This is a genomic window from Plebeiibacterium marinum (assembly GCF_026013615.1).
GTDB lineage: Bacteria > Bacteroidota > Bacteroidia > Bacteroidales > Marinilabiliaceae > Saccharicrinis > Saccharicrinis marinus_A.
On the sequence record NZ_JAPDPI010000027.1, the window covers coordinates 60,638 to 75,254 of the forward strand.

Genomic DNA, 14,617 nt, shown 5'->3' on the forward strand with positions numbered 1-14,617 from the left:
GTATGAAGTCGTTAGTTATTGTATTAAGTATTGTTTTGTTAGGTATATCAGGAAGTTTATATGCTAAAAAAACTGTAAAAGTAAAGGTGTCTCAGGATGCATTTGTACAAGGTGGAGAGACCGCTAATGAAGCTATGGGGGCAACAACCGAGGGGAGAATGAGGGTGATGAAATCGAATGGTAATGATAAATATTCGCGGACATCATATTTGCAGTTTGACCTTAAAAAAGTAGAGGATTTTGATAGTGTTGATCTAAATATTTGTGTTCGTGTGTATCCATGTAAGGATGATGCTTCGGCAAAATTTACATTGAATATTTATTCGTGTAGTGATAATAAGTGGAATGAAAATTCCCTTACTTTCGAAAATAAGCCGGATAAAAATGAATTACTGGTATCAAAAGTTCTTGAGGTAAGTGATGATAATGTGTGGACTAAAATAAGTTTGCCAGTTGAAAAGGTTAAGGAGTTGATTAATAATAGTAAAAAGGGAAAGGTTTCTTTGGTACTGTCAAATGATGATTTTAACCGTACAAGTATAGAAATTATTACAAAGGAAAGAACCTGGAGCAACGGAATGCCCGCGAAACGTGAGGCTTATTTAGAATTGCAGTAGTTTTTAAGGATGAATCATATAATCATAGCTTCGAACTTATGTGAACTCAAAATCAAATGGAGAGCTCTACTTTTAGCTATAATTATAAAGCAATAAAAAATGGAATATTATAAGTTTAAAAAGTTGTTGGTTTTTTTTATCATCTCAGTAATTTATACTGGATGTTTCAAAACAGTAAGTGCTCAGGAGTTCAGGCACGAAAAGCTATTGTCGTTTGAAGAGCTTAATCAGGAAAAATGGAGTAAAACCAAAGGCAATAACTTATCTCTAAGCAATAAGCATTATAAAAACGGAGCATACTCATTGTGTTGGACATGGAAAAAGGCTGGTAGCATTACTTTAAATAAAGCAATTGGATTTATACCTTTTAATCCGGAAGGAGAGGATAAAGCTATTCCATCATTTGCTGTGTGGATTTATAATGAGAATCCTGTAAATGATCATATTAAATTTGTTTTTGGTACCGATGGATCGGATAACTGTCATTTTTCATTTGGATTAAATTTTAAGGGCTGGCGGGCTGCCTGGGTCTCCTTTGAAAGAGATATGCAGGGGGAACCCGTAAGTTCAATGAATATGATGAGGATAGAAACACCGGAAAGTGTAAATAAAGGACAGTTGTTTATCGATCATATGTTTCTTTGTCATAATATTGATAGCAGGCATCATACCCCTGATTATCAGGTTCCATTTGTGAATAAAGGCACAACTAATAGTTGGCTCATCCAGCAGGAAGCTAGTAAAGCAGTTCCGGATATTGAAGCAGAAAAGGTAATTACTGAAGAGCAAATAGCTTCGTTTAAAACAATAGAAAAGCGGTTTTATGATGATATTGTGAAAAAACAAAAAGTTGATGGGAAATATATTGAGAAGCTGACAAAGCAATTTCAGCATTATAATATTGAGCGAAAGGGAGCGCAGATTAGTGGATTGCCCATTTGGTTTGGAAGAAATGCTGAATTGTACATCCCCTTTATTGACTGGAAAGAAGCTAAAGGGTTTTACGATAAAGGAGGTCAAAATGTGAATGCATATTTCGACTTTATGCTAAAAGTAGCCACTGCTTATGTAAATGTTAAGGATGAAGGGCATAAGAAACAATTGCATAGTATGTTTATGGATTTATATGAGCATATGGTTGATCAGGGTTTTGCTGCAGGAAGTGGTCTGGGAACCATTCACCACTATGGTTATAATTGGCGAAGCTATTATAGGGCTTTGTTTATTATGAAGAATGTGTTGAGGAGCGAGGGGCGGTTGCAAGAGGCTGTGGAAGGAATGCAATGGTTTGCAGCAGTAGGTGAAGTGTTTTATAAACCCGAGATTTATGGAATGGATATGGATGCCTTTAATACTCAGGTGATGGGAAGGTTGGCCAGTATCCTGATCATGGAAAACAGTCCTCAAAAAGTGCAGTGCCTCAAATGTTTTTCCCGATGGATTGATAATGGGTTAATGCCGGCACCAGGACTAAATGATGCTTTTAAAATTGATGGCTCTGCTTATCATCATGCAAATAATTATCCGGCCTATGCTACAGGAGGTTTTACAGGTGCTGTGCGAATGGTATATTTTATGAGTGGCACGTCATTTAAAGTATCAAAGGAGGCTCATAGTAATTTAAAAAAGGCATTGTTAACCATGCGCTTTTACTGTAATAAATTGCACTGGCCAACAACTATGTCCGGGCGCCATCCTGAAGGCAGAGGAAAGTTAATGCCTGATCATTTTGCTATTTTGGCTAAAGCCGGTTCTCCCGATGGAAATGAGACAGTTGATAATGAATTGGGAGCAGCTTATCTTAGGTTAGTAGATTGTAAAAAAACATCATTTACTAATGAATTTTTACAGCAAGGCATTAAAGCAGAAACAACTCCTCAGGGACATATTTCGATGCCTTATGCCTCTTCTTCAATACACCGCAGGGGTGAATGGGTTGCATCAGTAAGAGGGCATTCACGATATTTATGGGCCGCAGAACATTATATAGGAGCAAACCTTTATGGAAGGTATCTGGCACATGGACAGTTGCAGATTATGGGTTTTGGCAATCCGGTTACAGCTAACAGTAGTGGTTTTGTACAACAAGGTTGGGATTGGAACCGATTTCCTGGTACCACAGTGATTAATTTGCCTGTTGCGGATTTACGCGCAGATATAAAGAATGTTGATCAATTTTCAGGATATGAAGAGATGTTATTCTCTGATGAAGCATTTGCCGGTGGTGTGGTTTCCGGTAGCCAAAATGGTATTTATGCTTTTATACTTCATGAGCATGATAAATACCAGGGGAGTTTAAGAGCACGGAAATCGTATTTCTTTTTTGATGATAAGATTGTTTGTTTAGGTTCAGGGATTGAAAATGATAATAAGGATCGACCTACAGAAACCACCTTGTTTCAGAATAATTTGGCAGATGGAGATTCGTCCCTGTTGTTAAATGGTGTTGTTTTACATGATAAGGAATTGGAGGTTGAAGGTGCTGAAAATTGGATGATGGACAATAAAGGGAATGGTTATTTAATTCCTTATGGCAATATCTTTTTTAAACAGGGATTGCAGGAATCACGAGATGAGAGCAGTGAGAAAGTAACAAAGGGTAATTTTGCATCTGCAGTTTTAAATCATGGTAAAGCACCCCAAAATGCATCTTACTCTTATTGTGTGTTGCCTGGTACAAGCTCTGATAATATCAGGAAAGCAGCTTCTGATCCTGGTTATAAAGTTTTATGCCAGACTAAAGAAAAGCATATAGTTTATAACGAAGGTTCCAGCGAAATGGCTTACGTGTTTTTTGAAGCTGCTGATGAAAACAATGTTGGAATAATCATGAATACAAGTTTACCTTGTTTGGCCATATCAAAAATAAACGGTGAAAGCTTAACCCTTAATGTGGCAAATCCTGATTTAGCATTATATAATGGTTCTGCAGATGAGATTTATAAAGATGGCAAACGTGTTGAGCGCAGTATATATTCCCGCCCATGGAGATCAAGTGAAAGTCAGGAAACTGATTTAACGGTTGAGTTAAATGGAGCCTGGCATAGTGCAGATCAAAAAATCAATACAGTAATTACAAACGAAGGTAGTACCATAGTTACATTTAAGTGTAAAGATGGAATGACACAGAGTGTTGACTTGGTTCGGAAATAAGAAAGGTTACTAGTATAAGGATACCGATAGTACGGTGAGTTGTGCTACTAATTTAATATGTGACGTTATGAAAGAGATTTTATTATTTCTATGCTCATTATGTATAATTTCATGTTCTAATAAAGATTCTGATGTAACGATGGGATTTCTTATCCATTCCTTGTCGAATGCACGATGGCAGGCTGATATAAAATACATTGAAAATTATAGTAAGGATAAAGGAATTCATGTTATTGTAAAAAATGCAGATGGTAATCCTGATTTGCAGAATGAGCAGGCAAAAGAACTGATTGAAAAAGAGGTTGATGTTTTGGTTATTGTTGCGGCAAATCAAAATACTGCTGCTAGTATTGTTCGCAAAGCAAATGAGGCTGAGATTCCTATTATTGCGTATGATAGGTTGATTAAAAATTGTGATTTAGACTTCTTGTTATCTTTTGATTATGTACATGTTGGGGAGTTAATGGTTGACTATACATATAGGGTGAAACCGAATGGCAGTGCTGTTTTATTATGCGGAGATGCAAATGATGCAAATGCCGTTTTTGTTAAAGAGGGTATTGTTAGTGCACTAAAATCAAAAGGAAATCCATATAACATAGTGTTCGATACATTTATAGAGGATTGGTCGTATCAAAATGCTAAATATGATATGCAACGTGTATTTATGGGTATCGCCGAGCCTGTAGATGTTGTTATAGCCTGCAATATCCCATTAGCATATGGAGCAAGAGATGCAATTGAGGAAGTGGGATTTAAATCATCTGCTACAATTATTACAGCGCAGGATTTTTCGCAAACCTTAATACAATCCTTTAAAAATGATGAAATAAATATGTCAGTGATAAAGCCGGTAAAAGAATTGGCACATGGATTGGTTGATTTGGTTTTAGAGCTTACAAAAGGTGGGGCTGGAATAAATATAAACCAATCTGTATTTAATGGCCAAAAGAACGTTGCTGCTAAATTGTTTTCACCTTCTGTTATTGACAAGTCAAATTATCATTTGATCATGAGTGAATAAGGAAAATAATCTACGTGATGTTTGAATAGGTTTAATAAAAGAAGTCCCTTCAGAATTTGTTTTCTGGAGGGACTTTTTTGTGCCGGAATAACCAGTAACCTGGGGCTGTTATTAATTATGCAACTCAGGTGTATAGGGTTTAATCCGTATTTTTAATGTAAATGGCAGGTTAAAACTCACTAGCTTCAGGAAGCTCATAATTCTTATGGTCTTTTTTAATGGTTTCGTGCCATTTGAAAAACTGCTGTGTCATTTCTTTAACCAATTCCGGATGTTGAGCTGCCATATTGTTGGTTTCAGAAATATCGTTGTTAATGTCAAACAAAGCGTATTCATCAGAACGGCCATAATATCTCAATTTCCAATTCTTATATCGTACTGCCCAACCTGTGTTGTCGCCATTGTATGATTTGTCGTGACGGGCCAAAGGGCTGTTGGGATCATCGTATTCATATGGTTTGCCTTTTAAACTAAAGCCGGTCCAGAAAAGCCATTCATGAGGTTTAGCCTTGTTGTCTCCTGTTAAATATGGAAGTAGGTTAACGCCATCAATAGGTGTGTTTGCAGGAAGATCGACTCCAAGCGCCGAATGTAAGGTTGGGAAAATATCCATACCACTAACCGGTTTTGTATATACTTGCCCCTGGTTAATGTTACCGGGCCAGCTCATTACAAAAGGAACCCGTATGCCCCCTTCTTCTAAAATATATTTATTTCCTTTTAATGGGGTGTTATCTGCATAAGTTCGGGGAGAGCCTCCATTATCCGAAATAAACATTACTATGGTATTCTCATCCAAACCTTCTTTTTTGAGTTTGGCAGATAGTTGACCAATAGCATTATCGAGTTTGGATAAATGGTATAGGTAGCGTTTCCTGCCTTGTGGAGTATTGGGTTTCACAGTATTTACATACCACTCCAGGTATTGGTCCCAATCTCCTGTGGAAGGATCCCAGTCCGGTACTTTTTCTATTCCCATCGCTTTTAAGTCAGCTTCGGGTATTTGATGGGTAAACAGGTGCACCGCATTAAAAGACACAAGTAAAAAGAATGGGTCTTTTTTGTGGTTATCAATGTACTGTAGCGATTTTTCAAGGATAATATCAGTGGAATAGCCTTCCATATCAACTTTTTTATCGTTTTCCCAAAAAGGCCCAACTCCTAAATGGTTAGCCATTTTAGTGCTATAGCCTTTTCTGTGTTCTTCTTTATGGCGCAAGTAATCCATAGTGCCTCCTTCTTTACCAAAAAAGTAGTCAAAGCCATGCGAAGTAGGAAATTCCGGTTCTCCCGGGCCTGAAGTTGGTCCGTAATGCGATTTACCTACCATACCCGTATGGTAACCTTTGGCTTTTAGCTGTTCGGCCAAAGTAATTTCACTTTGGGGAAAACGGGCTCCAAAATTGTACACCCCCCAGCGTTGTTGTTGTCGCCCTGTTAAAATTGCCATTCGCGAAGGACTGCAAACCGACATGGATACGTAGGCATCAGAAAAACGAACTCCATTTGATGCCAGTTTGTTTAAGTTTGGAGTATGTGCATCTTTTGCTCCCCCATAGGCGCCAAAATCACCATATCCCTGGTCATCAGTTATAATTAGAAGTACATTGGGTTGTTTGTTTGTGTTCTCTTTTTTTATTGTATGGCAGCTCATAATATGAAGAGCAAGGATGCCTGAATACAAAGTTTTTTTTAAATACCGGTTCATTGTAATGGTTTTAGTTGTTACTATATGTCAGATTATAGCTGACCTTAAAATATTGATTAAAATGTATAGAGTTTGTCAATTATCAATGTGAGTGAGGGTTTGAAGGTGCGACTCCTGTGGAGTAGAACGTTTATTTTAATCCTTGATTGGAATTATCAACCAACCCATATACCTTAAAATTATCTACAGTCATGTGGTTTTTATAGGTACGTATACCAAAATAACCTTCGGTATAAGGGTTTTCGTCAATAACATCATATATTAACTGATCGTTACGGTAATATTGTATGTGTTTTTTGTAAACAACCAGTCTGATTTTGTTTTTAATATTTGGAGTAATTAAATATATACTGTCATTTAAGTCATGTTCGGGCAAGCAAGGGCGTTCCCCCTTCCCGGCATATCTTCTAAATCGTGTTTTTGTATTGTTGTGTCCACCCAGGCCTACATAATATAATTGCATGTCGTGGTAGTTTTGAAATATTCCTCCACGAGTGGCTGATCTTTTAAAAAAATCCTCAGGTTCATGAATATCATTAGCCATCCAAAAGCAGTTTAAATCAGATACCCTGTCATTTATACCGCCATCATCAATTACAACGGCATCATATTCTATTATAAGGGGTGCACAAAGCTTTTTATTAAACCAAACTGTACAACCGTCAGCATCATTAATATCCAGTTTTTTATTTATGATACTTACGGTTCCACCTGGTTTTTGCTCAATACTCCAATTCTCTAAATCATTATAAAAATTATCTTCGTATATTATATATGAGCGGAGTGTGTTATTATAAATACGTATAGTTTTGGTGTTGATATTACAAGAGGTTGTAACAATCAGAAAAAGCAAAACCACGATATTAATTGCTGAATTCATGTTCCTAATTTTTAAAATGTGATTAAAAGTAAATATTTTATTATTCAGGATGTTTCCATAGGATTCAGGGTAGGTGTTTATTTGTACGGGTGCTATAAGTTACAGAAATATAGCTAAATAGGGTTTGTTTGTATAATGCAGGATGAATTATAATTTACCATTCATGAACTTTAAGATACAGCGTTGCCGGCAGGGCAATATACATTTGTAATGTCGATATTCTACAAATCGATAGAGTGTCGGTAAATGAAAAATCAGTTTGGTCAAATTATAAAATTTTGAAAATCGTGAGAGTAATGAAAAAACTTACACTATTGTCGATGGTAATTACGTTAAGCTTTTTATTAGCGTGCCATGAAGACACATTTAATGAAGATTCGGAGATGGTTTTTGATCCACCTGTCGAACTGGAATATTTGGATATTATAGGAGCCAGAGAAGGTCAATCTATCAGAACTTTTGCTCCTTCTGTAAATACAGGTATGCATATTCCATATTTTGAAATCGTAAAACTGACTGATGCAGATGGAACTGTTTTAGGTGATGAATACCTTAAAGATGTTTCTATTTTGAATCCGGAAGTTGAGGCGATGGTAGAAGTTGATGATTACGATGAGCCTGTCAATGAAGATGTACTTTATCCGGTTAACTATAAAGAAGCTGGAACAATCACTATTGCAGACGGTAATGTTTTTACCCATGGAGATTATTATTTCGACATTAAGGTAATTACCTCTCCTGATGATTCTGAAAACAGGCAGGAAACCGTTTTTGAGAGAGGGTTTCATTTAAATGTTGGTCCTGCATTAGCTGAGGATTTGATGTATGTTCCTTTAATGCAGAATCTGCTTTTTGATGGTTCAAAACAAACCACTGTGCCATTTACTAAAATGGGGAATAAAGATGTGAGGTTTGAGTTGGGTAGCGATCTGGATGTGTTTTCAATAGATTCAGAAACAGGAGTGATTACCATAAAACCAGGATCATCCCCTGAAGCAAAAACTTATTATCCCCAGGTGAACGTGATCAGTAATATTAGTGAAGAAAGCATTTCGTTTCAGGGAGAAGCATTCTTTGGTATTGTTGTTTCCGAAACTCCTGTTGCATTAGAGCCTCAAACAATACAATTCTTTTATCCAACATTGCAGGCCGAAAATACTTTGTATGGGTACAGAAAGTTTGTGATTGATGACGGAGGTTTGGCTGATAGTAAAATATGGGTGGCTGGTTCACCTTGTAATCTTGTAGATGACAGGCCTGAAAGTGCATCGGGAGCCAAATCAATTATGACTAATATTGTAGTTGGGGGACAATCCTTGCCTCATAATTCATGGGTAGTTATTAACCCTCAAAACCTATATACTTACAGTCAGGGTTTTGATCTTTCGGCTATATTCTGGGTAAAAAACCAATACGTGGAGTATATGGAAGATGGCCGTACACCTACCGACCTCGAAGTTTATGTTTCTGCTGATTATACCAATAGTGTTGAAAATGCAACATGGACCCAGGTTAATGATATATTGAGCTGTGAAATAAATAATTCGGGAAATGTATTTACAGGTACTCCTTATCCGGGCGACCAACAAGGCGATAATCCTGATGGATTAAAGGATCCATCCCAAAATGCAGATGCCAAATGGGTGAAATGTATCCTCGATCTGGAATCGTATAAAGAAGAAAAGAGCCTGACGCTGGCATTTAAATTTGCATCTTATTTTGAAGGGGCAATATCCGGTGCAACTGGTAGAGGTGGGCGCTACTATATTTCAGATGTTCAATTCCAGGCCACAGAAATTCCGCAGGAATAAGACTAAATACATTAAGCAATTTAAGTAAAGAAACAGATGAAAAATATATTTTCAATAATGATATTATTGTGCATAGGCATATCGGCTATGGCACAAGAAAAAATAACAGGTATAGTGCTGGATGATGCCGGAATGCCTTTGCCTGGTGTAAACGTAGTAATTAAGCATACAACCACCGGAACCATTACTAATATTGATGGTGAGTTTGTTCTCGAAAATGTAAAATCAGAAGATATTCTTGTGTTTTCATTTATTAGCTTTAAAACAGTAGAGAAAAAAGTTGCAGAACAAAGCCATTTTATAATTACACTGCAATCGGAATCAATTGGGCTTAACGAAGTGGTGGCTGTTGGATATGGAACCACCAAAAAGCGTGATTTAACAGGTGCTGTGGCCAAAGTTTCACCAGTTGATTTAGTAAAGTCACCAACCGCAAATTACGACCAGGCTTTGGCAGGTCGTGTAGCCGGGGTGCAGGTATCATCTGCCGATGGTACACCCGGAGAAGGGTTGAATATTGTAATTCGTGGAGGAAACTCGATTACAGGTGATAATTCCCCATTATATGTGGTTGATAATATTCCGTTGGAAGATTTTGATCCGGCCAGTATCAGCTCAAGTGATATTAAGAGCTTTGATGTATTAAAAGATGCATCAGCAACAGCAATTTATGGATCGAGAGGGGCCAATGGGGTAATTATAATTACTACAAAAAGCGGACGTACGGATGGTAGAACAGATATTTCAGTTAATGCTTCTTCTGGTTTACAATGGATTCCTACCCGTTTAGAAGTTTTATCTCCCTATGAGTATGTTAAGTATCAAAAAGAAGTGGCTTATGCCAAAGATGGATATAATCCTTCAGAAAATGTAGGCCATTTTATTAAACACTGGATTGATCCGGAGATGTATCGCGATGTTAAAGGAACCAGTTGGCAGGATGAAATATTTCAAACATCTACCATTCAAAACTATAATCTATCATTAAGTACTGGTAATAAAACTACAACCCTATATTATTCAGGAGAGTTTTTAAATCAGGAAGGTACTTTAATTAATACCGGTTTTAAAAAGATAAATAACCGATTGAAGTTTACACATAAATTAAATGATAAGGCACAGGTTGGCGGTAACCTTCAGTATTCGTACAACAACCGCGAAGGTATTAATATTGCAGGTAATAACTATACAAGTATTATTAAAGATGCTATTACTTTTCGCCCGGTAGAGCCTTTGGTGAGTGATGGTTTGGTTGGAGGGGTTGATTTAAACGATCCAAACGACTTGCGTTTTAACCCGGTTCAGACTTTAACCAATACCGATAGGCAAAGAAGACAGGAAGTAATAAGAACCGATGCGTTTTTAAACTATAAATTAACAAAAACTCTATCGTTAAGGATGAGTGGGGTGTATCAGGTTGATAACCGAAGAGAAACTTTGTTTTATGGTAAAGATACCCGTGAAGGAACCAGAGGGAACGATGGCATCAATGGTTCGGTTATTAACAGGCGTTATCAAACCTTATCTACTTCAAATACTTTAAATTTTAATAAAACATATAAAAAGGTACATAAGGTTGGCGCGTTGGCAGGTATCGAAATCCAGGACAGGGTTTCGGAATATAGTAAATTGAAAAATACGCAACTTCCTACTGATGCTTTTGGTATTGATAAAATTAGTATTGGTACCGCACCAACTATTCCGGAAACATCTAAATCGGGTAACAGTCTGTTGTCGTATTTTGGACGTGTTAACTACAGCTACAAGCAACGTTATTTGTTAACCGCAAACTTTAGGGCTGATGGATCGTCAAAATTCAACAAGGATAACCGTTGGGGATATTTCCCTTCGTTTTCTGCAGCATGGAGAATGGGTGAAGAAGACTTTATCAGGAACATGGGCATTTTCTCTAACCTCAAACTACGAGGAGGCTGGGGATTGACAGGAAACAACAGGATTGGTGATTTTGCTGCATTTAACCTTTTAAATGTGAGTTCGTCAAGTGGATATACGTTTAATGAGCAATACATCCCCGGAGCATACCAAAGTAATATGGGAGTGCCGGATTTAAGGTGGGAAACAACAGCTCAGGTGAATGTGGGTATTGATATGGGATTTTTTAACCAGCGTATTCAGGCTGTGGTTGATTACTATAAAAAAAATACCGATGATTTGTTGTTGAATGCAGAGATGGCACTTAGTACAGGCTTTAACAGGGTTCAGCAAAATGTGGGCGAGGTTGAAAACCAAGGGCTGGAGTTGAGTTTAAATACGGTTAATGTGAAAACCAAAAATTTTAAATGGGCAACCTCTTTTAATATCTCGTTTAATAAAAACAAAACCATTAAACTAAACAGAGGTCAGGATGCTATTTATACTAATCCGGATTGGGCCAGTAGTTATAACGAATATCAGTACATTACAAAGGTGGGCGAGCCTGTGGGAATGATTTACGGACTGGAATATGAGCGTTTGTACCAGTATGAGGATTTTGTTTGGGACAATAAAACACAAACCTATGATCTGAAAGAGGGCGTTGCTGATAATGGGGCTCGTCCTGTAGCACCGGGAAGTATCATGTTTAAAGATCAAAACGGTGATGGAACCATTAATGAGCAGGACAGGGTGATAATTGGAGATCCGCATCCGGATCATTTTGGAGGTTTAACCAATGACTTTCAGTGGAAAAACTTTGATTGTCAGGTATTCTTTCAATGGTCTGTAGGGCATGATATCCTGAATGCAAATAGAATTGAATTTGAACAGCCCCAGGCTAGAACAAACAGTGGATTGGTTGGACTGGCTAATTTGTGGACACCAAACAACACAAATACCGATGTAAATACCATTCGTTATCAAACCGTTTATGGTAAGGCCCCTAAAGGAAACAATGTGGATGATCGTTACATAGAAGATGGTACTTATCTTAAACTAAAAACAGTATCGCTGGGATATACACTTCCTGAAACACTGCTTACTAAACTGGGATTGAAAAAGTGCCGTGTTTATGTTTCGGGACAGAATTTAGTAACATGGACAAACTATTCGGGATATGATCCTGATGTTTCGGTTGGAAAATATGGAGCACTTACTCCTCATTTAGATTACTCTGCTTATCCTCAAAGTTCAATCTTTTCGGGTGGAGTTGAGGTAACATTTTAATGATAAATAAAAATATTGTAATATAAAAGTTACTTAAGATGAGAAATATAAAATTTGAATATATAAACAGGATTTTGTTATGTGTACTTGTTTTTACAGGTATGGCTTGTTCTGATATTCTCGATAAATCTCCGGATTCGTATTGGAAAGTGGATGAGTTTTACTCAAGCGATATTGAAGCGCAGATGGGTATTGCAGGTATTTATGCCTATATAGCCAGCACCAGTGTGTATGGGTCCGATTTACCTGCAGTTTTTGATTCGGGAACTGATGAGGGATACTATAACCGAAGGTATAATGAAAGCTGGACTGTTGGTTTATACCGCCATACAGCTGCCGATTTATATGTAGAGAAGTTCTGGAGTCAGCTATACGGTTGTATCAATGCATCTAACATGTTTATAATGAAGTTGGATGAAAATGCTTTTGAAGAAGATCAGTATAAAAAATACATTGCTGAAGCAAAATTTATGCGTGCCTTATCCTATCTTCATTTAGTGAGCTGGTTTGGGGACGTGCCTTTGAGGTTAACCTATTCAACCGATCAATCCTCGAACCATGTGGCCGCTTCATCGCAGGTGGATGTTTATAATCAGATAATTGAAGATTTTACCTATGCCTATGAGAATTTGCCACATTCAAAAGATTCGGATTATACTCCGGGACATGCAAATAAAATGGCAGCCCATGGCTTGTTGGCACGTACTTATTTGAGAATGGCAGGTTATCCATTGTTAGATACTGAAAAATATGATAAAGCCCGGGCGCATTGCGATTCTGTTATTATAGATGACTGGCACCAGCTTACCGTTGATGCAGATAACAATGGGTACAAAAACATGTTTTTAAGTTATATCCAGAATACTAATAACCTGGAAGAGTCTTTATTTGATATTTCATATACAAACCTGCGTGACCTAGGTCTTCAGGTGGATGGTAAAATTGGAAATATCAACGGAATTTCATGGAACTATGGTGGTGAAGGTTATCCATTTGGTTATGCTATGCTAAATGCCTCTCCAATGGTTAAAAATGTTTATAATGATGAGGATGCTCGTTTACAGTGGAACCTTGCCGGGTACCGTTACTCTAATGGCGATGCACTAGCGGTAACATCAACAATGAGCGGACAGTATTGTCCTACCAAATATCGCAGATGGGAGCCTACCAATTGGGACGATTTAAATATAAAGGTGGCAAGTGGTGCACTGGAATCGTATGTCATTCTTGAACCTGTTACATCTCCAAATAAAAACTATACAGGAATTAACTTTCCGGTTTTGCGCTACTCTGATGTGTTGCTAATGTATGCCGAGGCAGCCAATGAAGTTGAGGGTATGCCTACCGCAAAAGCCATTGAATGTTTAAATAAAGTACGTAACCGTGCCGGATTGGAAAATATCGAAGTGGCTGATCCTAATGTGGTAGCTTCTAAAGAGGCTTTTCTTAAAGAAATTCAGGATGAAAGAATGCGTGAGCTTTGTTTCGAAGGACTTAGAAAACAGGATTTAATCAGATGGGGGATCCTGGGAGAAAGGTTAACCTTATTGAATGCCACTATACAGGGTGATCCTGATTTTGATCCTAAAAATGAACAGAGCGTGAGCTACCTGCGCGCAGGATTGAATTATGATGAAACTAAGCATAATACTTTACCATATCCTTTACAAGAAGTTAGTATTAATAACTTGTTAAACCAGAAGGATAACTGGTAGTATTTATTACCGTTAACAACCCCAAAAACCGGAGGCATTTTGCTTCCGGTTTTTGTTTTTACAGCATATTAAATGTGCAGGGCCGGTAAATCCTTCCCAGGATAGATAAAATAGGTATGTTACGCAGGGTGAAATGCCTGTTAGGTGACTTAAAAACACTGTTAGGTTAAAAAAATACCCTGTTAGGTAGGGTAAAATGATCCGGGGAGCCGTAATAATGACTGTTATGCGCTATAAAATGCCTGTTAAGCTATCAAAACAGTCTGTTACACTACCAAAACAGCTTGTCAGGCTATCAAAACAAAGCGGAATAAATGTTACACCAAAGCGAGATGGGAACTATCATAATCTTAGTATAAAATCCTCAAGTGTTTAAAAAGAAATTTTTGTTATGATAGTTGCAAAACAGACTGGAATCAAATCGTGCTGAAAGCACCCTTCAACCTAGCCCCAGGTATCACCTGGGGTGTATTGGATATGTAAATCAGCGTCCTGTAAGGACAGGTTAATAATTAATATCCATAAATTCTCTTCATTATACTCAATG

8 protein-coding genes are annotated in these 14,617 nt (G+C 37.4%); 6 read left to right on the forward strand and 2 right to left on the reverse strand.

Annotated features, from left to right (window positions below):
• The first annotated feature begins 2 nt into the window (after positions 1–2).
• The 3 genes from OM074_RS13505 (at position 3) to OM074_RS13515 (ending at position 4,794) form a co-directional block, all read left to right on the forward strand.
• Positions 3–617 carry a CBM96 family carbohydrate-binding protein gene (locus OM074_RS13505; RefSeq protein ID WP_301200275.1) on the forward strand — a complete coding sequence of 205 codons (615 nt, stop codon included), beginning with the start codon at positions 3–5 and terminating at the stop codon, positions 615–617.
• A gap of 99 nt (positions 618–716) precedes the next feature.
• The gene (locus OM074_RS13510) at positions 717–3,770 is read left to right on the forward strand and encodes a chondroitinase family polysaccharide lyase (protein WP_301200277.1); all 3,054 of its coding nucleotides are present in this window, start codon (positions 717–719) and stop codon (positions 3,768–3,770) included.
• A gap of 67 nt (positions 3,771–3,837) precedes the next feature.
• Complete coding sequence (locus OM074_RS13515; RefSeq protein WP_301200279.1) at positions 3,838–4,794, forward strand: substrate-binding domain-containing protein; 957 nt, start codon at positions 3,838–3,840, stop codon at positions 4,792–4,794.
• A gap of 169 nt (positions 4,795–4,963) precedes the next feature.
• Here the strand turns inward: OM074_RS13515 and OM074_RS13520 are convergent, their stop codons facing one another.
• Together OM074_RS13520 and OM074_RS13525 are read right to left on the reverse strand one after the other, a co-directional pair.
• Positions 4,964–6,502: a sulfatase family protein gene (locus OM074_RS13520; RefSeq protein ID WP_301200281.1), complete on the reverse strand. Its 1,539-nt coding sequence runs from the start codon at positions 6,500–6,502 to the stop codon at positions 4,964–4,966.
• Between the two features lie 130 nt (positions 6,503–6,632).
• On the reverse strand, positions 6,633–7,382 hold the full coding sequence (locus OM074_RS13525; RefSeq protein WP_301200283.1) for a DUF6250 domain-containing protein: 750 nt from the start codon (positions 7,380–7,382) through the stop codon (positions 6,633–6,635).
• A 296-nt stretch (positions 7,383–7,678) separates the two neighbouring features.
• On the opposite strand from OM074_RS13525, the gene OM074_RS13530 reads away from it, so the two are divergent.
• From OM074_RS13530 to OM074_RS13540, 3 genes are read left to right on the forward strand one after another with little or no spacing between them, the layout of a single operon-like run.
• Positions 7,679–9,193 carry a hypothetical protein gene (locus tag OM074_RS13530; protein WP_301200285.1) on the forward strand — a complete coding sequence of 505 codons (1,515 nt, stop codon included), beginning with the start codon at positions 7,679–7,681 and terminating at the stop codon, positions 9,191–9,193.
• Positions 9,194–9,229: 36 nt separating this feature from the next.
• Positions 9,230–12,355, forward strand: coding sequence for a SusC/RagA family TonB-linked outer membrane protein (locus OM074_RS13535; RefSeq protein WP_301200287.1), 3,126 nt, complete (start codon positions 9,230–9,232; stop codon positions 12,353–12,355).
• 38 nt (positions 12,356–12,393) lie between these two features.
• Complete coding sequence (locus tag OM074_RS13540; RefSeq protein ID WP_301200289.1) at positions 12,394–14,070, forward strand: RagB/SusD family nutrient uptake outer membrane protein; 1,677 nt, start codon at positions 12,394–12,396, stop codon at positions 14,068–14,070.
• Positions 14,071–14,617 lie beyond the last annotated feature (547 nt).

What these genes read in the sequence shown, in the direction of transcription:
- OM074_RS13510 (WP_301200277.1), top strand. Translation starts at nt 717, where the DNA reads ATGGAATATTATAAGTTTAAAAAGTTGTTGGTTTTTTTTATCATCTCA.
- OM074_RS13535 (WP_301200287.1), top strand. Translation starts at nt 9,230, where the DNA reads ATGAAAAATATATTTTCAATAATGATATTATTGTGCATAGGCATATCG.
- OM074_RS13520 (WP_301200281.1), bottom strand. Translation starts at nt 6,502, where the DNA reads ATGAACCGGTATTTAAAAAAAACTTTGTATTCAGGCATCCTTGCTCTT.
- OM074_RS13525 (WP_301200283.1), bottom strand. Translation starts at nt 7,382, where the DNA reads ATGAATTCAGCAATTAATATCGTGGTTTTGCTTTTTCTGATTGTTACA.
- OM074_RS13515 (WP_301200279.1), top strand. Translation starts at nt 3,838, where the DNA reads ATGAAAGAGATTTTATTATTTCTATGCTCATTATGTATAATTTCATGT.
- OM074_RS13505 (WP_301200275.1), top strand. Translation starts at nt 3, where the DNA reads ATGAAGTCGTTAGTTATTGTATTAAGTATTGTTTTGTTAGGTATATCA.
- OM074_RS13540 (WP_301200289.1), top strand. Translation starts at nt 12,394, where the DNA reads ATGAGAAATATAAAATTTGAATATATAAACAGGATTTTGTTATGTGTA.
- OM074_RS13530 (WP_301200285.1), top strand. Translation starts at nt 7,679, where the DNA reads ATGAAAAAACTTACACTATTGTCGATGGTAATTACGTTAAGCTTTTTA.